Origin of the sequence: Alteromonas sp. KUL150 (assembly GCF_009811475.1) — a bacterium.
GTDB lineage: Bacteria > Pseudomonadota > Gammaproteobacteria > Enterobacterales > Alteromonadaceae > Alteromonas > Alteromonas gracilis.
Map to the genome: position 1 here is coordinate 64185 of NZ_BLIJ01000057.1, position 20320 is coordinate 84504.

At 44.7% G+C, this 20320-nt stretch carries 20 protein-coding genes; 3 read left to right on the top strand and 17 right to left on the bottom strand.

What is annotated here, in order from left to right:
• Nucleotides 1-110: 110 nt before the first annotated feature.
• The 8 genes from GVO62_RS13395 to rpe form a co-directional block, all read right to left on the bottom strand.
• Entirely contained in the window at nucleotides 111-917 is an 807-nt protein-coding gene (locus tag GVO62_RS13395) for a DUF1338 domain-containing protein (RefSeq protein WP_159119664.1), read from the bottom strand.
• A gap of 135 nt (nucleotides 918-1052) precedes the next feature.
• The gene (astD, locus tag GVO62_RS13400; protein WP_159119665.1) at nucleotides 1053-2522 is read right to left on the bottom strand and encodes a succinylglutamate-semialdehyde dehydrogenase; all 1470 of its coding nucleotides are present in this window, start codon (nucleotides 2520-2522) and stop codon (nucleotides 1053-1055) included.
• A 14-nt stretch (nucleotides 2523-2536) separates the two neighbouring features.
• Nucleotides 2537-3574, bottom strand: coding sequence for an arginine N-succinyltransferase (gene astA / locus GVO62_RS13405; protein ID WP_120963458.1), 1038 nt, complete (start codon nucleotides 3572-3574; stop codon nucleotides 2537-2539).
• Nucleotides 3575-3594: 20 nt separating this feature from the next.
• Nucleotides 3595-4803 carry an aspartate aminotransferase family protein gene (locus GVO62_RS13410; RefSeq protein ID WP_159119666.1) on the bottom strand — a complete coding sequence of 403 codons (1209 nt, stop codon included), beginning with the start codon at nucleotides 4801-4803 and terminating at the stop codon, nucleotides 3595-3597.
• A 462-nt stretch (nucleotides 4804-5265) separates the two neighbouring features.
• Nucleotides 5266-6432 (bottom strand): HDOD domain-containing protein, encoded by a 1167-nt coding sequence (locus GVO62_RS13415; RefSeq protein WP_120963456.1) that lies wholly within the window; start codon nucleotides 6430-6432, stop codon nucleotides 5266-5268.
• A 290-nt stretch (nucleotides 6433-6722) separates the two neighbouring features.
• A complete protein-coding gene (locus GVO62_RS13420; protein WP_159119667.1) occupies nucleotides 6723-7307 on the bottom strand; it encodes an anthranilate synthase component II in 585 nt (194 codons plus the stop codon).
• A 103-nt stretch (nucleotides 7308-7410) separates the two neighbouring features.
• On the bottom strand, nucleotides 7411-8418 hold the full coding sequence (gene trpS, locus GVO62_RS13425) for a tryptophan--tRNA ligase (protein ID WP_120963454.1): 1008 nt from the start codon (nucleotides 8416-8418) through the stop codon (nucleotides 7411-7413).
• A 65-nt stretch (nucleotides 8419-8483) separates the two neighbouring features.
• A complete protein-coding gene (gene rpe / locus GVO62_RS13430; RefSeq protein WP_159119668.1) occupies nucleotides 8484-9161 on the bottom strand; it encodes a ribulose-phosphate 3-epimerase in 678 nt (225 codons plus the stop codon).
• A gap of 396 nt (nucleotides 9162-9557) precedes the next feature.
• Between rpe and GVO62_RS13435 the strand changes: the two genes are divergently transcribed.
• The 3 genes from GVO62_RS13435 to GVO62_RS13445 all read left to right on the top strand — a co-directional run bounded on the left by GVO62_RS13435 (nucleotide 9558) and on the right by GVO62_RS13445 (nucleotide 10976).
• Nucleotides 9558-10286 (top strand): TorF family putative porin, encoded by a 729-nt coding sequence (locus GVO62_RS13435; RefSeq protein ID WP_159119669.1) that lies wholly within the window; start codon nucleotides 9558-9560, stop codon nucleotides 10284-10286.
• Between the two features lie 171 nt (nucleotides 10287-10457).
• The gene (locus GVO62_RS13440) at nucleotides 10458-10766 is read left to right on the top strand and encodes a hypothetical protein (RefSeq protein ID WP_105930541.1); all 309 of its coding nucleotides are present in this window, start codon (nucleotides 10458-10460) and stop codon (nucleotides 10764-10766) included.
• A 9-nt stretch (nucleotides 10767-10775) separates the two neighbouring features.
• On the top strand, nucleotides 10776-10976 hold the full coding sequence (locus tag GVO62_RS13445; RefSeq protein WP_159119670.1) for a DUF2970 domain-containing protein: 201 nt from the start codon (nucleotides 10776-10778) through the stop codon (nucleotides 10974-10976).
• An 85-nt stretch (nucleotides 10977-11061) separates the two neighbouring features.
• On the opposite strand, the gene GVO62_RS13450 is transcribed toward GVO62_RS13445, so the two are convergent.
• The 9 genes from GVO62_RS13450 to pilM form a co-directional block, all read right to left on the bottom strand.
• Nucleotides 11062-11943 carry a Dam family site-specific DNA-(adenine-N6)-methyltransferase gene (locus GVO62_RS13450; RefSeq protein WP_159119671.1) on the bottom strand — a complete coding sequence of 294 codons (882 nt, stop codon included), beginning with the start codon at nucleotides 11941-11943 and terminating at the stop codon, nucleotides 11062-11064.
• 215 nt (nucleotides 11944-12158) lie between these two features.
• Nucleotides 12159-13622 carry an SPOR domain-containing protein gene (locus tag GVO62_RS13455; protein WP_159119672.1) on the bottom strand — a complete coding sequence of 488 codons (1464 nt, stop codon included), beginning with the start codon at nucleotides 13620-13622 and terminating at the stop codon, nucleotides 12159-12161.
• 161 nt (nucleotides 13623-13783) lie between these two features.
• Entirely contained in the window at nucleotides 13784-14851 is a 1068-nt protein-coding gene (gene aroB / locus GVO62_RS13460; protein WP_159119673.1) for a 3-dehydroquinate synthase, read from the bottom strand.
• 30 nt (nucleotides 14852-14881) lie between these two features.
• Nucleotides 14882-15397: a shikimate kinase AroK gene (aroK, locus tag GVO62_RS13465; RefSeq protein ID WP_105930536.1), complete on the bottom strand. Its 516-nt coding sequence runs from the start codon at nucleotides 15395-15397 to the stop codon at nucleotides 14882-14884.
• A 271-nt stretch (nucleotides 15398-15668) separates the two neighbouring features.
• Entirely contained in the window at nucleotides 15669-17441 is a 1773-nt protein-coding gene (locus GVO62_RS13470) for a type IV pilus secretin PilQ (RefSeq protein ID WP_159119674.1), read from the bottom strand.
• A 2-nt stretch (nucleotides 17442-17443) separates the two neighbouring features.
• Nucleotides 17444-17971 carry a pilus assembly protein PilP gene (locus GVO62_RS13475; RefSeq protein ID WP_159119675.1) on the bottom strand — a complete coding sequence of 176 codons (528 nt, stop codon included), beginning with the start codon at nucleotides 17969-17971 and terminating at the stop codon, nucleotides 17444-17446.
• Nucleotides 17968-18579 carry a type 4a pilus biogenesis protein PilO gene (locus GVO62_RS13480; RefSeq protein WP_120963446.1) on the bottom strand — a complete coding sequence of 204 codons (612 nt, stop codon included), beginning with the start codon at nucleotides 18577-18579 and terminating at the stop codon, nucleotides 17968-17970. The genes GVO62_RS13475 and GVO62_RS13480 overlap by 4 nt, the downstream gene beginning before the upstream one ends.
• Nucleotides 18579-19160 carry a PilN domain-containing protein gene (locus GVO62_RS13485; protein ID WP_120963445.1) on the bottom strand — a complete coding sequence of 194 codons (582 nt, stop codon included), beginning with the start codon at nucleotides 19158-19160 and terminating at the stop codon, nucleotides 18579-18581. Before GVO62_RS13485 ends, GVO62_RS13480 begins: the two co-directional genes overlap by 1 nt.
• The gene (gene pilM, locus GVO62_RS13490) at nucleotides 19148-20215 is read right to left on the bottom strand and encodes a type IV pilus assembly protein PilM (RefSeq protein ID WP_159119676.1); all 1068 of its coding nucleotides are present in this window, start codon (nucleotides 20213-20215) and stop codon (nucleotides 19148-19150) included. The genes GVO62_RS13485 and pilM overlap by 13 nt, the downstream gene beginning before the upstream one ends.
• Nucleotides 20216-20320: the final 105 nt, after the last annotated feature.

Consider the following 20320-nt stretch of genomic DNA (forward strand, 5'->3'; position numbering starts at 1 on the left):
ACGTAAGAAGCATTTGTAGATTTTGGCCTAAGCCCAAAATTATCTATTAGCCCGGAACAGCAGATACAAAAAAAGCCCAGCAATGGGCTTTTTTTATCTAGGCATTTCCGTTATTTAGCATTCGTACTTTCAAAGATTTTGTCAGCCGATGCGGCAACAAAACCCGTGTAGAGCTTTCCGTCAGGCATTTCATAGCGTTGTGCAAACTCATAAAAGCAGCTTGGGATCGAGAGTGTTTCGTCGCTAAATGCTACGTCAGCACGATCAGCCATTGTTGACGATTGTGCTAAGAATACATCTGGGCCGCCCTTAATTTCGCCACCTGAAGTGTTAAGCACAAAGCCTGCTTCTTTTAGCAACATATTTACGTCAGTAAGTTCGTCGGTACGGCTTAAGTGATTCACACTTACGGTAAAGTGGTTCGCGCGAAAGCCCCATGCTGCCATCCACGCCGCGTATTCAGATTCGTTAAGTAATGTGTCGTATTCCGACTTAGACACTTCCCAATGCTTACCTGAATATAAAAAGTTATCCGCTTCCACCACAGATTCGGGCATTTGCTCCACTAGCTTTTTAATAATGTGCTGTGCGGTTTCAGACAGTTCGTCTACGCGCAGCTCGCTAATAAATACTTTTGGCTTAGTATCGTCTGGGTGTTCAAAGTGTTTCGCAGTCAGTTTTTTCGCTTCAAAGTCATAGTCGCCTTTCGCTTCGTAACCAAGCGCTAAGAAGTGTGCAGCAAGCTTATCTAAGCGGGTTTTATCAAGCGCAAAAGTTCGAAAAGCTACATGATCGTTAACGATGTCACTGGTGTTTTCTTCACCGGCAAGAAGAGCATGAATTTTGTGCGCAGAGGGAGTGATACTAACGTAATCGTCCCACATGTTGCTAAACAACGTATCAATGTTGCTATGCATGGCGGTAGGGTCCTTTCTGTCGTTGACTATTTTAGATGAATAGTTCGTATAGGGTTGGTACTAAAGGGGCCGATACGTAAGCAGCATCGGCCTTTCGTGTATTGTAAAAAACGCTCGCGAAACGTTTAAGATTGATTACATCGACAAGCCTGGGCTTAATTTGCCAGGCATGGTGACTTTATCAAGCTCAACCGATGCAACAGGGTACGCACAGTAGTCCGCCGCATAAAACGCACTTGCTCTGTGGTTGCCGCTGTCGCCTACACCACCAAATGGTGCAGCACTGCTTGCACCTGTTATAGGTCTGTTCCAGTTTACAATACCAGCGCGAATACGGGCAAAGAAGTAGCGATAGTCTTCTTCATTGTCACCTAAAAGGCCTGCCGACAAACCAAAGCTGGTGTTGTTCGCCTCTTCAATGGCAGCATCAAAGTCGCTGTAGCGGACCACTTTAAGCAGTGGGCCGAAATGTTCTTCATCTGGCAGTGACGCAAGCATGTCAGTAACATCGATAATACCTGGAGTCGCGAAGCCTTTGTTTTCGTCGTGTTGCTCAAGGCGAACCAATACTTTACCGCCAAGGTTTTCAAGCTCTTGCTGCGCTTTCACCATAAGTGCTGCAGCGTTGCTCGAAATCATAGCGCCCATAAAAGGCTGATCTTCAGCATCATAGTCGCCAACTTTGATATTTTTCGTAACCTCAATTAGGCGAGCAAGGATAGCATCACCTTGGGCGTCGGCTGGCAAGAACAAGCGGCGAGCACAAGTACAGCGCTGACCTGATGTTATGAAAGCAGATTGAACAATATCGTGAACCGCTGCATCTACATCGGCGACATCTTTTACGATTAGCGGGTTGTTGCCGCCCATTTCCAAAGCCAAAATTTTGCCAGGGTGACCAGCAAACTGCTCGTGTAAAATTCTTCCTGTGCGTGAGCTACCCGTAAAGAAAAGGCCATCGATGTCGTTATGCGACGCCAACGCTTTACCCGTTTCCACTTCACCTTGTACCAGGTTGAGTACGCCTGCCGGAAGACCTGCCGCATCCCACAGTTTCACCATTTCTTGTGCAACCATAGGGGTCAAATCGCTTGGCTTGAATACAACAGTATTGCCAGCAATAAGCGCGGGAACAATGTGTCCATTAGGCAGGTGACCCGGGAAATTGTAAGGGCCGAAAACTGCGACAACACCGTGAGGCTTGTGACGAATGAATGCTTTACCCACGGGCATTGGGTTTTCTACGTTGCCAGTACGCTCAAAGTAGGCCTTTTCTGAGATGCCAATTTTACCCATCATGGCACCCACCTCAGTGGCAGTTTCCCACTCTGGCTTGCCGGTTTCTTTTGCCATTACCTTCGCAAGATGCGCTTTAGCTTCTTCTAGCTTGGTGCCGTAAACCTTGATGACTTCAAGGCGCTCTTCCACGGTTTTCATGCTCCACGCTACAAGCGCGGCACGAGCGGCCTTAATCGCATCATCGATTTGAGCGGCAGTCGCAGACTTACCTTCCCAAATTACTTCGTTTTTTGCAGGATCAATTGACGCTAAGTCGTGACCCTGTCCGGCAACCCATTCACCGTTGATAAAATGTGTATGTAGCATAGTGGGTGTCCTTTTTAGTCTCTGAATGTAACCGGGGCAAAGCGAACGTACTCGCCCTCTTTGACATTCAATGCAGCAGCCGCTTGGCGAGATAGCACGGCAACTTGCTTCTCTTCGCTCACCGTCATCTCGGTAGCTACTGCACGAAAATCGGATATTGACGTGTTGATTATATAGTGAGTCTGGCCTTGTGCAGCCGCACTATCATCAATGACAACAGGAAGTTTTAAACTCGCCTGAGCGGTGCGGATATGGCTTAAGTTCGCTTCAACCGTTGGGCCCGCATCGAAAATATCTACATATCCACGGCAAGAAAAGCCTTCCTCTTCAAGGAGCTGAAGAGCAGGGCGAGTTTTTTCGTGCACCTCACCAATGACTTCTTGCGCTTCTTTGCTAAGCAGGTTCACGTAAATCGGATATTTCGGCATTAGCTCAGCAATAAATACTTTATTGCCAATACCCGTTAGATAGTCAGCAGTGGGGAAGTCCATAGAGAAAAAGTGGGTTTCTAGCCATTCCCAAAACGGAGAGCGACCCTCTTCATCACTTACACCGCGCATCTCTGCAATCACTGTTTCAGAAAAGCGCTCGCGATGCTCCATCATGAACAAAAAGCGTACCTTTGAAAGAAAGCGGCCGTTAATGCCGCCTCGGGCTTGTTCGCGAAGGAATAGCGTGCATATTTCAGTCACCCCGGTGTAGTCATTACAAAACGTAAGAATGTCTACCGTGTTGTGAATGTTTAGTTCGCGAGATGCATGTACGACCTTACTAAGGTGATAGTGATAAAACGCGTCTTCAATGCCAACAGCAGCTTCAATACCGGTTGTCCCTACTACCGTGCCGGTAGTGGTATCTTCCATAACAAACAGGTACGACTCATCGCCAGGTTCAGTTACGTTAGGTTTGTTGAACGCAGTTTCTGCACGATCAATTTTACGCTGTAAAAGTTCGTCGTTAACGGGCAAAGACGTGAAGCCAATACCCGATTCAACGGCAATTTCTTTTAGCGCGTTATAGTCGGCCTTCGTGATAGGGCGAATGATATTCATGTTCGCTACTCGTGTTGTAATTATTCGGCGTTTACAACGGCAGCAACGGCGCGCTCAAAACGTGCAAGACCTTCTTTGATATCCTCATCAGGAATCACTAATGAAGGCGCAAAACGAATAACATTCATGCCGGCTACCAGGCACATAAGGTGCTCTTTTGTCGCCGCCATCATGAAATCGCGAGCGCGGCCTTGGTATTTTTCATTTAACGCGCAACCAAGGAGCATACCTTGACCACGAACTTCTTCAAATACGTTGTATTTATCGTTAATTGCACCTAGAAGCTCACGGAAAAGCGCTTCTTTTTTAAGCACGCCTTCAAGTACTTCTGGCTGATTAATAATATCTAGGGCTTTCTCTGCAACTGCACATGCCAGTGGATTACCGCCATACGTGCTGCCGTGCGTGCCGGGTTTAAGGTGCGCCGCAATGTCAGCTGTGGTAAGCATAGCGCCAATTGGGAAGCCACCACCAAGAGATTTCGCAGTGGTCAAGATATCAGGTGTTACGCCAAGACCCATATACGCGTATAGGTGACCTGTACGACCAACCCCCGACTGAACTTCGTCAAAAATAAGTAATGCGTTATGCTTGTCACAAAGTTCGCGTACACCTTTCACGAAATCTACATCAGGCGGAATAATACCGCCTTCACCTTGAAGAGGCTCCATCATAACAGCACAGGTTTTGTCAGAGATAAGTGCTTCAAAGGCTGCTAGATCGTTATAGTCACAGTGGTCAACTGCGCCAGGTTTCGGACCAAAGCCATCAGAATAAGCGGCTTGACCACCTACTGTTACGGTAAAGAAAGTACGACCGTGAAAACCTTTGTTGAACGCAATGATTTGGTTCTTGTCTTCACCGTACTTATCAAGTGCCCAACGACGGGCTAGTTTTAATGCAGCTTCGTTGGCTTCTGCGCCCGAATTAGCGAAATAAACTTTGTCAGAAAAGGTAGCATCGTTTAGCTTTTTGGCCAGACGAAGGGCGGGTTCATTCGTAAATACATTACTAAGATGCCAAAGCTTATTGCCTTGTTCATTAAGTGCGTTAACGAGCTCAGGGTGGCAATGCCCAAGAACGTTTACTGCAATACCGCCTGCAAAGTCGATGTACTCGGCCCCATCTTGGTCCCATACTCGAGAACCTTCTCCGCGAACAGGCACCATGTCTGCTGGGTTATAGTTAGGAACCATTACATCATCAAATGTAGCGCGAGTTACGTTCATCTTTGTTACCTCTGCATTGGGCGCTAAATCACACTATGTCAGCGTGCTCGTCAAGAATAGCCGTTGATTTCGACCTGATCTTATTCTCGAAACATTGTTTCAGCGCGTAAAAACTAATCGGATTTGGTTTACAGTATGCCATTTCTTTTAACATTTGTCTTCTTTCAAAAAGGCTGCAGCCCTTTATTTATAAGGACTGTGGCTTAATTTGCAGGAAAAGTGAATAACTATTAACTACTGGGCTATATCATTTAGTAATAATCGTTAATCAGCTTATGAAAAGGGTGACATGCGGGCTTTAGCAGGCTGTTGAGTAGGCAAATCATAGGCGTCAGCGACCAGTGAGTCATCGAATCCATTAGCCTCGAGCAGGCAATAGTATAAGAAAACGCGTATTTTTACTTTAAAAGGAATAAGTGGATACGTGATTGCATAATGACTGCATGAATATCCACTAAATTTTTAATGATTTTCTTCATTTTTAACTAATGGCAAAGTGAAAATATCAATTGATTTGAGTTTTTCGAGGGCGCCATTAGGGAATTTTTGCTCGTTGAAAAGTGGCTTAACGTCTTTCATTTCTACCAGTTTAAGCTGGTGCAACATTCTTATTTGCGTATACGTACGCGATTGATATAGCGCTTTACAAAGCGTTCCCCGCTCTGCGGGCGTTTTGTTTGCACATGCGCGCATGGCAGAAGCTATTGGCAACCGTTTTAAATGCATCCATTCTAGTATGTCAGCACTCACAGCGTCGGCAAACTCTTGTTGCATAGCGATGAGATGGTTGGCTGAGGGAACGATTTTGAGCAAGGCTTCATGGCGTTTCTGCTCTTTATCTTTTTGGCATTCTTGTAAAAGATGAAGTTGAATTTTATCGAATAGTTTGAAATAAAGCCGCGTTACCGCACAGCGACCCAAGTTGCTCAATACGCCTAATGTGTAGGCCTCATTTCTGCTGCCTCCACTTATACTGGCTATCCGCTTTGCCGTTAGGGCAACACCCGTGGCGTATTGGGTCAGCTTTTGTTTGATAAGCGGGTGCGGATCGGTAATTTGTGGCATCGCGCGTTTCAATATAAGCGAAGGAATTAACGTGCGCAGGTTCTCAATGCCTAAAAAGCTGAGTGCAGTGCGAAGCGTTTCAACGATAATAATGCGACCGCGCGAGTCTTTGCGTCTGAACTGAGGCGTGTTCACAATGACGATAAGTTCATCGTAAAGCCACGGCATAGTGGCTGCGATGGGTTCTAATTTGGAAACAGAACAAGCTTTAACAGCAAGGGCGTCAAGCAGTTCACCGATGTTTTCCGGTAAATTGAGAACGGTTTGAACGAGCTCGTCGGTGGCACTTAATTGTTCGGTAAGTTCACCAAGTAATACTTCATGAAGCTGGTGGCTAACGGATTCTAGGTAGGACGCTTCCGTTTTTTCTTGCAGGCGTTTATTCTCAATCGCAATTTTTTCAACGTTTAGAAGTAATCTGCGCGCATCCCCTTGTTCAGACTGCTCAAAACTTACCTCACCAACTCGACGCTTTCCTAGCATTTCAAACACCCGTTCAGGCGATATGAGCAAATTTTCGAAACGATCATCTATCGTGGGCGATGTCGTTGCCCCCATTGTCATTGTAAAAGCTCTCCTGCTCATAACTTTTTGGTGAACGGAAATATTATCGTACATCAGGGACCTTATCGTTCTCGCAATAGCAAAACGCTAAATAACGGTTTTCTTAAGAGGCAATAGGGTTTGTAGCAATCACTGATAATATAATTTGTTTACATGTATTGTTTAAATAAACAGTCGATACCAAACAGACTTGGGAAAGTTAAACGAAAAATCAGTGAATTGCGAGTTTTACCGGCCTTCAAGCGTAACCTTTTAAACTATGAAAGTGTATCGGCTTTATTGAAATTTTCTTAAGGCGTTTTGAACTGTAAAAACGCATTTAATACGCTGTGACCGTGTTCAGTGAGTAAAGACTCAGGGTGATATTGTACCCCCCAAATAGGATGATACTTATGAGAAACTGCCATTATTTCTCTAGTACCGTGGGCGGTTTCACACCAAGCATCAACACGCAGTGAAGTAGGTACGGATGCGGGTTCTAAAACCAACGAATGGTAGCGTGTTACGTTGAATGTTTCAGGTAACCCTTTAAATAGACCGGTATTGTTATGTGTTAACGAAGATACTTTCCCATGCTTAATTTCTTGCGCGCCTACCACTTGAGCGCCAAATACTTGCCCAATGGCTTGGTGACCCAGGCAAACGCCAAGAGTAGGGATTTTACCGGCAAAGTGTCTGATTGCGGCTAAGCTGATACCGGCCTCGTTAGGCGTGCATGGGCCCGGAGAGATGACAAGCTGAGTTGGCGCTATGCGTGAGATATCGTCAATGCTAAGCGCGTTGTTTCGCACTACTTCAACGTCAGCGCCAAGCTCTTTAAAGTATCGAGCAAGATTATGGGTAAACGAATCGAAGTTATCAATTAACAGCAACACAGCAGCGCTAATCCTTGGTGTTTCTAACGTGCGAGGGTTTTATTCATGAAGAGCTCTAAGAACTCTTCATGCTTTTTGTTAACGTTTGCATTTAACTAAAAGTTTATGGCTTGGGAATAAAGCCCACAGCTTTGTAAACTTTCGCCAGGGTCTCAGCGGCTCGTGCAGACGCTTTTTCTGCACCTTGGCGCATAACATCATCAAGATATGCTCTATCTGCTCGAATTTCAGCGTAGCGGTTTTGAATAGGTTCGAGCAAGGCAACCACTGCATCTGCAACGTCACCTTTTAAGTGACCATACATTTTATCTGTATATTCAGGCTCAAGCGCTTTCACCGATTTCCCCGTTGCAAGAGAGAGAAGGGTAAGCAAGTTCGATACGCCAGGTTTCTCTGTTGGGTTGAAATAAATGTTGGCCTGTTCGTCAGAGTCGGTCACTGCGCGTTTAATCTTCTTAGCCAGCTTTTTAGGGTCTTCTAATAATCCAATGAAGTTATTCGGATTGTTGTCTGACTTTGACATCTTCTTTTCTGGCTCTTGAAGGCTCATGATACGCGCGCCAAACTCTGGAATATAAGGATCGGGCAAGCGGAAAACGTCGCCGTATAAGTTATTTACGCGTGTTGCGATATCACGTGTTAACTCAAGATGCTGCTTTTGATCTTCGCCTACGGGCACTTTGTCCGCCTGGTAAAGCAAAATGTCTGCTGCTTGTAGTACAGGGTAGCTATATAGGCCTACATTAATGTTATTTTCATTTTTCGCTGACTTATCTTTGAACTGCGTCATGCGATTTAGCTCACCCATTTGAGCATAGCAATTAAGTACCCAAGATAGCTGTGCGTGTTCTGGCACGTGTGACTGCAAAAATAGCGTACTCTTTTGAGGGTCAATGCCGCAGGCAAGATAAAGAGAGAGACCGTCCAAACATGCTTCGGCAAGCTGCTTTGGATCTTGTCTTACCGTTATAGCATGCAAATCTACAATCATATATAGGCAATCGTGATCGTCCTGCATGGAAACCCACTGTTTAAGTGCACCCATATAGTTGCCAAGGGTAAGTTGTCCTGAAGGCTGACAGCCACTTAATACAACGGGTTTATTGCTCATTTCTTTTTACCTGTAATACGTTAAATACTGTTTTAATAAAGATAGAGAAAGCTTAGCTTCTACAATTATGCTTTAGATAGCATGGCGAGTTCATTACGCATTTGCGTAATAACATCACTGTAATCGTCTTGAGAAAAAATGGCCGAGCCAGCTACAAACATGTCTGCCCCTGCCTCAGCGATGGCGCGAATGTTATCGACTTTTACGCCCCCGTCAATTTCAATTCGAATATCGTAGCCGCTTTCTTCTACGCGCTGCTTCACCGCACGAACTTTATCTAATGTGGTGGGTATAAATTTTTGACCACCAAAGCCAGGGTTAACCGACATGATAAGAATGTGGTGTAGTTTGTCCATGACATGGTCAAGGTAATGTAGCGACGTGGCTGGATTAAACACCAGGCCGGGCTTACACCCTTTGTCAATAATAAGCTGTAAAGAGCGGTCTATATGCTCAGAGGCTTCTGGATGAAAGCTAATAAAGCTAGCTCCCGCATCGGCAAACTTTTCTATCAAATCATCAACGGGTTTAACCATCAGGTGAACATCAATAGGTGCGGTAATACCGTATTTTCTCAAAGCCTCACAAATCATCGGCCCAAACGTAAGGTTTGGCACATAGTGATTATCCATAACATCGAAATGTACCACGTCGGCACCGGCCGCTAATACTTTTTCCACGTCTTCTCCCAGTCGGGCAAAGTCGGCAGATAGTATCGATGGGGCAATTAAAAATGGTTTCATTACGAGTCCCTCTAATCAAAAAACAGCAAGATGCATCGCCGCTTAAGCTTTAAGTTGCGAAAGTTTACCCAAAACCGAACCTCTTTACTATGTAAAGGATAATTGAGTGGCAATTTCACATGGGTTTACGTTGAACAGTGGCTGTTGCTGGTATGCCCCGTTTTGGTGAGAGCGCGTTATGCTGGTGCGTCTTTGTTCTGCTTTAACCAAAGCAGTTCCCACCAAAAAATAATCAAACCCTTTAAATTTATCTATATATCAATGCTTTGCAATTGCTCTTGTGTTTTTTTTTACTGAACCATAAATGGGCACCAACTTTGCGTTATCCAGTTCAAAAAGAAAACACAGACAGAAAAAACGAATAACAACAAGTTTGAATTTGACTGGAGAACACACATGAAAACATCTACAAAAAGAACTTTACTTGCCGCTGCTATTTCTTCAGCGTGTCTGCTAACTGCAATGCCTAGCTATGCAGAAGGCGAATTTACCGCCAATGCAAGTGCGACCAGCAACTACATTTGGCGTGGTCTTACGCAGACCACTAACGAAGCGGCTGTGCAGGGCGGTATTGATTACGCTCACGAAAGTGGCTTTTATGCCGGTACTTGGGCATCTAATGTGAACTATGGCGCGGGCGACGTTTATTCTTACGAGCACGACATGTATTTTGGTTTCTCGGGTGAGTCTGACGGTATTGCATACGACTTCGGTTACCTATACTACAACTATGATGACGAAGCGAACTTCGATTTTGCAGAAGTTTATGGCTCAGTAGGAATGGGGGGCTTGAGCCTTACTGTTTACCTTTTAGCGCACACCGAAGCTGACGAGGGTGAAACTCAAGACTTTGGCTTTGCACAAGCGTCGTATACCTCGCTTGATTACAGCATGGAAATCTTAAACGGCACAGAACTTGGTTTTCACGTTGGTTACCATGAAGGTGATTTTGCTGAAGCGTTTAATGGCGTAGAAGGTTATGTAGACTACGGCGTTTCAATTGCAAAAGATGGTTTCAGCTTTGCCATCACGGGTACCGATCTTGATGATATGGGCGGCGACGACGAGTTTGACAACGATGCTGTTAAATTCACTGTAGCTTACTCGGTAGATTTCGAACTTTAAAATTAAATCGAGAGGCCATCGGATGGCCTTTTAATAAAACGTTGAGTAGTAAAAGCCTAATGTCACATCATTAGGCTTTTCATTTTTAAAGCAACGCATTTTTAACTTGTTCGTAACCTACTTTTGTCTATAATGAGACTAATTTTTAAACGAGTGTAAGGAGTGTTCAGGATGAAAGTTCTTCCTTTTTTCGCGATTTGCGGAGCTGTGGCGCTAGCTAGCGTTGCGGTTACTACTGCGCCTAAATCACACTCGTCAGTATGCGATTTTCAACCGGTCACAGAATTTAATCCAAAGCTACCAGCAAGCCATGTTCAAAACCAGTGCGCCCGTCATCAAGAGGGGGTAGAAGAAGTGAGCTGGCTTTCATGGATAGCGGGAAAATCTTTTTCTTTTCAGTTTCACTTTTTAGATCTACTTGAGTTGTTGCACAGTGACGAAGGTAATCGAGATTTCACTTCACCTTCGAAAGACGGCTAAGGTCATACGATGCGGTCTGGCACTGGGTTTTGGTCAGTTCTAGGTAGTGTGATAGCGAGTTTGTTTGGGGTTCAGAGCCACCGAAATTATGAACGTGACTTTAACAAAGGGACCTTCATCAGTTTTGCAGTGATCGGCGTTATTTTAGTTGTACTTTTTGTGGTTTCATTATTTATGTTCGTAAAATGGTATACGGGCTACAGCGATTAGCGGTCAACCCTTCGCTATTGATAAATGAACCATCTTCTCATTAACATCGCACGCTCTACTTAGTCAGTTTTTTCAAGAACCTACGTTATGGTAAGTTGCGTGTTGTTGCTTTGTTATTGCGGCTACTGCGCTTAGTCACCACAGTGGCTGGAGGAAAGTAAGCCAATATTTCATCTACTGGCTGTCGCTTTGCGCCGTTTTGACTTATCGAACGCTTAACAGACAGCATGCTGAAGTCAGCACCTTGATACAACGCCCTTGTAAGCGGCAAGTCGTGATTAGATATCAACACTGGTATACCGCGTTTTTTTGACGCTCGGCTGGCAAGTTCAGCGAGTTTTTCTTGTGATTCCAAGCCAAAACTTCGCGCCGCATAACTGGTGAAAGCTGCGGTTTTACTGATCGGTGCATAAGGAGGGTCACAATAAATGACATTACCTCGTCTCGCCCGTGAGAACACTTTTTCAAAAGGTAAGCAGGTGAATGTGGCCTTTTGAGACTTCTCAGAGAATACAAACATCTCATCTTCAGGAAAATAAGGTTTCTTGTAACGGCCAAAAGGCACATTAAAGCGGCCTTGAAGGCTATAGCGACACAGCCCGTTGTAACCGTGGCGATTCAAATACAGAAAAAGAATTGCGCGGTAATACTCGTCTCCAGTGGTATTAAACTCCTCACGTAAAGCGTAGTACATTTTTTCTTGATTGCGCTTCCCGTCAAAAAATGAGCGTGCGTCATTTATCAGTGCGTCTGGTTGCGCCTTAAGTAAATTGTATAAATTGATGAGATCAGGGTTAATGTCATTAAGCAGATAGCGTTTGTATTGGGTATTAAGAAACACAGAGCCTGCGCCAACAAACGGTTCAATCAGTTTGTTAGCTTGCGGTAATCTGGCCTGAATATGCTCAACCAAGCTGTATTTGCCACCGGCCCACTTTAAAAAAGCCCGGTTTTTTTTCTGCATCATGCTTAAACGTTACTACCTAGACGGAATGAAGACGGTGGTTTTTCCTTGCGCCGCCGTTCCAAGGGAAAGGGTCGTCTTTATACTTTTATGCTGATCAGTATCAGATATCACCACGCTAAAGGTAGATTGTAACTTTCATCAGTAAAACGGACAACCAACAAGTGTCGTAAGAATGGAATTTTGCGTATTTAGCGCTAATAACCAGCGTAAGCACCTTAATTTTCAACTTTACTTATTTCTGAAAGAATTTGGCGTCCGCGTTTTACAAACGCATTCTGCTTTCCGGGGTATTCTGGCAAAGCAGCAAGCCCTTGCTGAGCTTGAGAGATAGATGTGTAAACCTGCTTGTCTACAACCACAAACCAGTCGCCGCCATAGCGCGTCGTTTTGTAAATTCGAGTGCGGGTTAATAAGTCATTTTCACTGAGAAACGCATTGAGTACAGATTTATCCTTCATGGCAAGCATTTGAATAGCATAGTCATTTTCAGCGATCCACTCAGCATTTTTTGAAGGTGCGTCTTCGACTCCTTTGGCATTTATTGTGCTCTTTGATGTCTGAGCGGGTTTTGATATAACCACGATGGACGCGTCAACATCTTCATTGTTAGTAACCGCGCTACCTTGGTTGCTCAAACTTTCCCTAGAATTATCTTCATCGGCTGTGTCTGCCGTGGCGTCTTGTTGCTCTGACGTTTCTGTGCTTGCTGGAAGTGCAGCTACCGCTTCGTCCCAAGCGGTCACAAGAACATTGCCGTCAGTCGCCTTAGTTTGTGTATCTTCACCTTCTCTGGAAGCAAGGACCAGTTCAACGTTGGCTGCCTCAATGGCAATTTCATCTAGCGGTTTACCGTCGCCGCGCTGTGAATCGTCACTATTTGAATTATCGTCACTTAACAAAGTGCTGTAGGCCGAGCCCGGTTGAACCTGAGGAGACTGAGTTTCTTGGCTTTGTTGTTCAATAGGTGAGAACAGGGTCGCTAGTTTATCACCGTACTGCCAGTATACTAAACCAGCAAAAGTCATCAGAAAAACACAAGCTACCGCCACATAAAACCAGGTGGTTTTTAGTGGATTACTAAAGGTTTGAGTGTGTTCACGCTGTCTGTTTTCCAGATGTGCTTGAAACGCCTCACGGCGTGAAGCAATCATTTTGTCTAGCTCTGAGGCAAAGTTTGGCTGTTCACTCATAACCGACTGGCTGCTGATAATGAGTGGCGTTTCGGTGTTTTTAGCCGGAAGCCATTGCTTAGCGCGTTCTGCCCAATCATTGTTAGCAAACAGAAGCACATTTAAATGCTGTTTATTTCCAGCAAATCGACTTTGAAGTACCAAGTCCCATAATTCTTGAAGTAGAACATCAGGAAGGTTATGCGCTTGAGTTATTGCTATAAGAATAGGCCCCTCATGACTATTTAGGCCTGAAAGTAGTTCGTTTAGCGGTCTGACAAAACTGCCGACGACTTGCCCTAGTAGTTGCCTGCAAAGCTGGCGACGGTAATCTGACGGCTCCATGTTATCTTGGGCGGTTAAATAGGCAATTTCAGTATCATCGTGCTGTTGAAAAACAAAGGCTTCGAGGGTTTTTTGTTGCTGTGCAATAGACTCTCCGCTGACAAAAATCAGCTGAGAAGAGTAATTGACTAAGTATTCCAAACGATCATGCAGTTCGCTTTGCATGGGAGTTTGCCCTTATTAACCGTTGCTATTCAACCTAAAGCCAACTACACGTTACACCTTACATGCCAGAAGCAATAACTCAGGCTCCTATAAATGCTCGAGTCATATATCCGCTGCGTAACGTGTTAATGTTCGCTTTGAGTGTTTCGCGATAGCGTAAATTAGGACAGGATGTCGGTTAGAATGTCGTCGGTAACATCCTTAGTAACAACCGCTTTGCCAATCCCCTGGGGAAGTACAAATCGAATACTGCCCGCTTCCACTTTTTTATCGCGCTTCATATGTTTAACGTAGTCATCTTTCGTCATACTGTCAGGCCCTGCAACGGGCAATGCAAACGCTTCAAACAATGCGGACACACGTCGTGTTTCTGACGGCGTAAACCACGATAAACCTTCTGCTGCTTTACAAGCAATTATAGTACCAGCAGCTACTGCTTCACCGTGAAGCCAGTTTCCATAACCTTGCTCAGCCTCGATAGCGTGACCAAAGGTATGACCAAGATTAAGAATGGCGCGTAAACCGCCCTCGCGCTCATCCTTTGCAACCACGTCTGCTTTAATTTCACAGCAGCGAGAGATAGCTTCAGTAAGCACTTGGGTATCAAGTGAGGTAAGTGAATCCACATTACTTTCAAGCCACTCGAAAAATGGGGCGTCGTAAATAATGCCGTATTTGATGACTTCTGCCATGCCTGCCGCAAACTCTCTGGGAGGTAAAGTAGCAAGAGAGTCGGTGTCGATAGCGACATAAACGGGTTGGTAAAACGCACCAATCATGTTTTTACCGAGCGGGTGATTAACCGCAGTTTTTCCACCCACCGATGAGTCGACTTGAGAAAGCAGGGTAGTAGGCACCTGAATAAAAGGCACGCCTCGCTGATAGGTCGCTGCGACGAAGCCGGTAAGGTCACCTATTACACCACCTCCAAGTGCGATCAGCGTTGTATCTCTTGCTGCATTAAGCTCAAGGAGGCGGGTCATGACTACTTCGAATTGTTCTAAATTCTTATACTGTTCGCCGTCAGGCAATATTATGGTTTCAACGCGAACGTCGCCGCAGGCGGCTTTCGCCGTTTCTAGATAAAGAGGGGCGACGGTTTCATTGGTTACGATAACGGCGAGCGGACCTTTAATATAGGCACTAAAAAGGCCAGGTTGCGAAAGCAGCCCAGCCTCTATCTGTATAGGATAGCTACGTTCTCCAAGTTCCACAGTTAAGGTTGACATTGGCGTAGCACCTCCTATTACATTTTTAATTTATAAACCAATTTTACTGATAATTTGATTTGCTACAGCACGCGCACTTTGGTCGTCTGTATCAACAATGTAATCAGCAACTTCTTCGTAAAGCGGGTTGCGCATTTCTGCAAGATCCCGAAGTACTTGTTCAGGATCTTCGTTTTGTAGCAAAGGACGACGTTTGTCGCGTTGTGTACGGGCAACTTGCTTATCGATGGTCGTTTGTAAGTAAACAACAATACCACGGGCAGATAAACGATTGCGCACAGCTTTAGTTACAATAGAACCGCCACCTGTGGCAAGCACAATACCTTGCTTGTCTGTCAAATCATTAATGACGTTCTCTTCGCGCACGCGAAAGCCGTCTTCGCCTTCAAGATCAAAGATCCAAGCGATATCAGCACCTGTGCGGCGCTCAATTTCCTGATCAGAATCAAAAAAGTCTAGGTGAAGTTCGTCTGCTAGATGTCTACCGATGGTACTTTTGCCAGCACCCATTGGGCCAACTAAAAAGATATTACGTTTTTCAGCCATATTTGCTTATATCACAACTTAATCATGTTAGGGGCAGTGCACTGTTGCCTTACCAGCCTACCCATTGACTCGTGCCTATTTAGTGTCCAATAAGCACCACTCCTTAAACCTCGCTTAAATTTCGAGGCGGGGATTATCTCAGTTTCATGCAAGGCGTTGCAAGTTTTGTTACCAACAAATAGTGTATACCTGTAAATTTAGTTACAAAAAAGACCTTAAAATAAAAAAATGCGCTTATAGAAGCGCATTTTCGTCTCTGTAAATACAGTCGTTAGGGTCTTTCGGTTACAATTTTTGGCGTAACGAAGATAAGAAGCTCTCGTTTTTGCTGCAACTGTGACGAGTTTCTAAAAAGTGCCCCTACAAGCGGAAGGTCTCCAAATAGAGGGACTTTTGACACGCCATCAGAACTGGTTTGTTGGAAAATACCGCCAAGTACAATGGTTTCACCGTTTTCAACTAATACCTGTGTTTTGATCTCTTGGGTATCAATAGCCACAGCATCACCCGTAGACGTTGACACTGTCTCACCACGGGTATCTTGTGTAACAACCAAATCAAGAATGATGCGATTGTCAGGGGTAATGTGAGGCGTTACTTTCAGTGACAATACTGCTTTTTTAAATTCTACTGAGGTGGCACCACTTGATGTTGCCTGCACATACGGTATTTCAGTACCTTGCTCGATGTAAGCTTCATGTTGGTTTGCTACCGTTATGCGTGGGCTAGCAATGATTTCCCCTTTGTTTTCCGACTCCAGCGCTGAGAGCTCTAAGTCGAGTATAGTACCATCGACCAAACTGGCAATTTGAAACCCGATACTACCTGCAGCACTGCTTACAGGCAGGTTCACGTTAAGACGATTATCAATGCTTGGTACTACGCCACCAGCAATGGTATCCGCCCCTTCAATGCTACCAGAAACGCCGTTGTCATCTTGACGATCACTGAAACCCCAGCGCACACCAAGCTGTTCGTCAACATCGTCTAGCACCGTTACCATGCGGCTTTCAATAAGAACTTGTTTAACTGGAATGTCTAACGCTTTGATTGTTTTTCTTGCTTCATCAATGGAAGCAAGCGTGTCGCGAATGAGCAAGGTATTAGTACGCTCGTCTACCGTTACACCGCCTCTTTCAGAAAGAATACCGCCTTCTGTAGACTTTAAAATAGTAGCAAGTGCTGCTGCTTTGGCGTAATTAACCGATATGTTTACTGTGTGAAGTGGTGCAAGGTCAGACACTTGTTTTTTCGACTGAAGAGCTTGGGTTTCTCGGGCGGCAAGTTCTTCAGCAGGGGCAATCAACAAAATGTTACCTTCTAAACGCTTATCTAGCCCTTTAACGCGCAAAATCATGTCTAAGGCTTGATCCCACGGAACGCCAGATAAACTTATAGTGACATTCCCAGACACAGTATCTGTGGTTACAAGATTAAAACCATTTACCTGAGCAATGATTTGTAAAACTTGTCTAACTGGTACGTCTTGAAAATCGAGTGAGATAGGATCGCCAGTGTATACTTTCTCCGCTTCAAGTGCTTCTTGTTGTGCACTGTCCATAGGTGAAATGGCAACGCGTAGCACTCCATCTTTCACTGTATTTTTAACCGTAACCTGTCCGGTGTAGTTGATTTCTAATCGGGCTCCACCTTTTTCTACGAAGGTTTCTATCGTAGAAACCATGGTGCCAAAGTCTGCGACGTTGAGCTCTAATAATTGGTCCTCGCCTAAAGCTGTATCAGGAAGGGTTAGCGATACCTTACCCTGCGACTCTATTAGCTGTACTTTTGGTGCCTGACCTTCGAAGTTCACCACCGTCACTGCCGTATTACCCGCAGCTTGGGTAAAATCGACATTCGTAATCGTGGTACTGAATGTTGAAGTATCGCGCTTATTGCTTGGGTCTACCAATAGCGGCTCTTGTGCTTTGACCGGCGAGCTAAGTAAAGTCAGTGAAAGTACTGCTGTTGCCAAGAAAGCTAGCCAGTACCATTTCGGGGCTCTACGATTCAGAGACTTATTGAATATGTATCGTTCGGCCATGCTTACTCTCCCGCCTTCGATGCTGTAGTCATTGTTGTTGTTTTCCTTTGCCAGCAGCCTGCGCCATCAGGTAATAATTGTTCAATAGTAATCGAGTCTGCGCCGATTTGTATAATTTTGCCATAAAACAAACCGATACGACTCCCTACTTTAGCTTTATGTAGAACGCCATCATTACTTTTTAAAAGCGCCCATTTCTCTCCTTTAACCACGAAACTACCGGCTAGGGCCAATGCGTCTATGCCGTAAGCCTCCAATGCTTCTTTGCGGCGCTGAAAATCAGGCTGTAAACAGTTTTCAACTCGTGACGTCGTTACTGGTGCCGTCTCGTTCCGTAGGCGGTCAAAAGGGCTACGTAGTTCGCTTGATGAGTAATTAAAAGGAGGGTGGCTTTTAAATTCTGGATAGGGTTCAACCTGCGGCTGAGCTCGCTCCTTTACGCTTTGGGTGTAAGCTTGCAAGTCGTCAAGTTTAGGTGAACAACCGGCTATTAGAAATAGAACAATCAGAGATAAAAACGAACGAATCATTGTTCATCTCCTTCAAGATCTGATGCGCTTTCAGAGCGATAGGTTTTAGCCTGTAATTTAAGCGATAAGGTATTGGCCTGTCGCTTAATTTCGAAGTCATGCAGGGTCACAATTCGAGGTAAATCAGCGACCTTCGAAACAAATTCGCCAAAATTGTGATAACCGCCGCTTACTTCCATTTCGATAGGAAGCTCAGTATAGAACTCTTTTGGCACTTCTTGCTGCCAGTTCAACAGCTCAAATGTGAGGCCTGAAGCCGTTCCTACATAGGTAATGTCGTCTAGCAATCCAGGGGTTTCATTACTGGTAGGTAGACTTTTTAGCATTGAGGAAAAGTCTTCTTGAATCTGTTTTAGTTGCGCTTCGTAGGCATCTAAATTGGCCGCAATGCGGTATTTTGCTTCAAACTGAAGCTTTAGCTCTTGCTCTTTTAATTCAACTGCGTCTTTTATTGGCAGCTTCGGGCTGACTAACATGTAATAGCTTAAGGCGCCTACTAAAATAGCGAGGAAAGCTGCTACAACAATACGTACTTCGTTTGGCCATATTGCTATCTGTTCGAAATCGAGCTCATTGAGTTCTTTTAGCTTTGAAACATCAAACTTCATTATTTCTGTGCCTCACTCACTTCAAGCTCTACAGGAGCGACGTTTGGATTTATTGAGAAAGTAAGCGTGAAATTGCTGATGGCTCTGGCGGCACTGCTGTCAGATTTTATCGTCGATAGCTCGGCAGAAACAAAAACTTTCGAGTTATCCAGCGCACGCATGAAGTCAGACAGACGGTTATTAGAATCACTAATTCCTTCTATCTCAATGCGATTATTGCTCCGCGTCATTGTCTCGAAAGCAACACCAGGCGGAACTAGCTTTGCAAGCTCATCAAAAACAATCGGTGCAATATTGCGGCTGGCCTGAAGTTGTTCAATTAACGCCATCCGCTGTTCAACGGCACTCTTTCTTTCTTTTACTTTTTTAATTTCGCCAATTTGCGCATCGAGGATAGCAATTTCTCGTTCAAGGAACTGATTGCGCGAGTTTTGATTATTGATTTGCTGGTCAATGGCTTGACCGATAAACCAAAAAATGAGGCCAACGATGGCGGCAACAGCCACCAAGCCGGCAAGATATTGTTGCTTCTGATGCTGACGCTGCTTTTCACGCCAGGGCAATAAGTTTACATGTGCCATGGCGTAAAGCTCCGGCTCGCCAATCCTGCGGCAATGGCAAGTTGAGGCGCTATTTTGTTAAGTCTTGTGGTATCAAGTTTAGGGTTAATTGTCATATTACTAAAGGGATTGAAGCAAATTACATCAAGCCCCAAGTCTTGTTTTAAAATATCGACAAGAGGTGCTATGGTCGCTGCGCCACCACAGAATAGGATTTTCGTGGGACGATCTGCATGTAGCGTACTCATATACATTTGTATTGCACGATTGATGTTTTGCTGAAGGTTCGCGGCAAATATAGGCAACGTATCTTCTACCCAATTGCCAAAAAGCGTGCCGTCAAGAAGCTGCCTCTCTGCGCTTTCCCGTTCAACCATGTGAATAGCACTGATATCATTGATTAAATGGTTAAGGCCGAATGCATGCTCTTTTGTGTAGATTACTTCGCCATTTTTAACAACGCATATTTGCAGCAGCGACGCGCCAACGTTAACACAACAAAGCGGCGTATCTTCCTCATGGGCTGTATAAAAAAAGTCGAGCGCGTTTCCAATAGCAAAATTTTCCATATCGACAATTTTGGGCTCAAAGTTGGCTTCTCTAGCAAGTAGTAATCTGCTATCAACCAAATCTTTATGCGCCGCGGTTAAAAGCACATTTACCTTTCCGGTATGGGTGGCACTGGGGCCCATTTCTTCAAAATCTAAATACACTTCTTCAAGCGGGTAGGGAATTAGGCTATCCGCTTCTATTTCAATTTGATTTTCCAAGTCGTAGTCGTTTTGTTCGGGATCCATGTATACGATTTTGCTAATAACCGAAGTACCCGCTACGGCAACGTTGGCGAGCTTTATTTTCGTTTTAAGAGATTTACGAATCTTTTTAAGCGCGATACTGACAGACTCATAGTCTTTGATATCACGTTCTGAGAACGCGATCTTGCTTATCGGCTCACAGGCATACCCTTGAAGGATGAATCCGTCTTTCGATTGCTCTAGCCACACCGCTTTTATTTGACGCGTGCCTATGTCTAAGCCCACAATGGGCGGCAGCTTTTTTTTGAACAGCGATTTCATGTTTAAGTGTCCAGTTTCAAAGGTAGTTGCTCTAAAGTACAATGTTACTCTATTAGTATAATGCGTATGGTTCTAATGTAAGCACATACGTATAAATATACGTCA

Bases quoted from the DNA above. Each gene is read 5' to 3' on its own strand.
- GVO62_RS13410 (WP_159119666.1), bottom strand. From the start codon at position 4,803: ATGAACGTAACTCGCGCTACATTTGATGATGTAATGGTTCCTAACTAT.
- GVO62_RS13450 (WP_159119671.1), bottom strand. From the start codon at position 11,943: ATGATGCAGAAAAAAAACCGGGCTTTTTTAAAGTGGGCCGGTGGCAAA.
- GVO62_RS13440 (WP_105930541.1), top strand. From the start codon at position 10,458: ATGAAAGTTCTTCCTTTTTTCGCGATTTGCGGAGCTGTGGCGCTAGCT.
- GVO62_RS13480 (WP_120963446.1), bottom strand. From the start codon at position 18,579: ATGAAGTTTGATGTTTCAAAGCTAAAAGAACTCAATGAGCTCGATTTC.
- GVO62_RS13445 (WP_159119670.1), top strand. From the start codon at position 10,776: ATGCGGTCTGGCACTGGGTTTTGGTCAGTTCTAGGTAGTGTGATAGCG.
- GVO62_RS13395 (WP_159119664.1), bottom strand. From the start codon at position 917: ATGCATAGCAACATTGATACGTTGTTTAGCAACATGTGGGACGATTAC.
- trpS (WP_120963454.1), bottom strand. From the start codon at position 8,418: ATGAGCAATAAACCCGTTGTATTAAGTGGCTGTCAGCCTTCAGGACAA.
- rpe (WP_159119668.1), bottom strand. From the start codon at position 9,161: ATGAAACCATTTTTAATTGCCCCATCGATACTATCTGCCGACTTTGCC.
- astD (WP_159119665.1), bottom strand. From the start codon at position 2,522: ATGCTACATACACATTTTATCAACGGTGAATGGGTTGCCGGACAGGGT.
- GVO62_RS13475 (WP_159119675.1), bottom strand. From the start codon at position 17,971: ATGATTCGTTCGTTTTTATCTCTGATTGTTCTATTTCTAATAGCCGGT.
- GVO62_RS13415 (WP_120963456.1), bottom strand. From the start codon at position 6,432: ATGACAATGGGGGCAACGACATCGCCCACGATAGATGATCGTTTCGAA.
- aroK (WP_105930536.1), bottom strand. From the start codon at position 15,397: ATGGCTGAAAAACGTAATATCTTTTTAGTTGGCCCAATGGGTGCTGGC.
- GVO62_RS13455 (WP_159119672.1), bottom strand. From the start codon at position 13,622: ATGCAAAGCGAACTGCATGATCGTTTGGAATACTTAGTCAATTACTCT.
- GVO62_RS13485 (WP_120963445.1), bottom strand. From the start codon at position 19,160: ATGGCACATGTAAACTTATTGCCCTGGCGTGAAAAGCAGCGTCAGCAT.
- GVO62_RS13435 (WP_159119669.1), top strand. From the start codon at position 9,558: ATGAAAACATCTACAAAAAGAACTTTACTTGCCGCTGCTATTTCTTCA.
- GVO62_RS13470 (WP_159119674.1), bottom strand. From the start codon at position 17,441: ATGGCCGAACGATACATATTCAATAAGTCTCTGAATCGTAGAGCCCCG.
- astA (WP_120963458.1), bottom strand. From the start codon at position 3,574: ATGAATATCATTCGCCCTATCACGAAGGCCGACTATAACGCGCTAAAA.
- aroB (WP_159119673.1), bottom strand. From the start codon at position 14,851: ATGTCAACCTTAACTGTGGAACTTGGAGAACGTAGCTATCCTATACAG.
- pilM (WP_159119676.1), bottom strand. From the start codon at position 20,215: ATGAAATCGCTGTTCAAAAAAAAGCTGCCGCCCATTGTGGGCTTAGAC.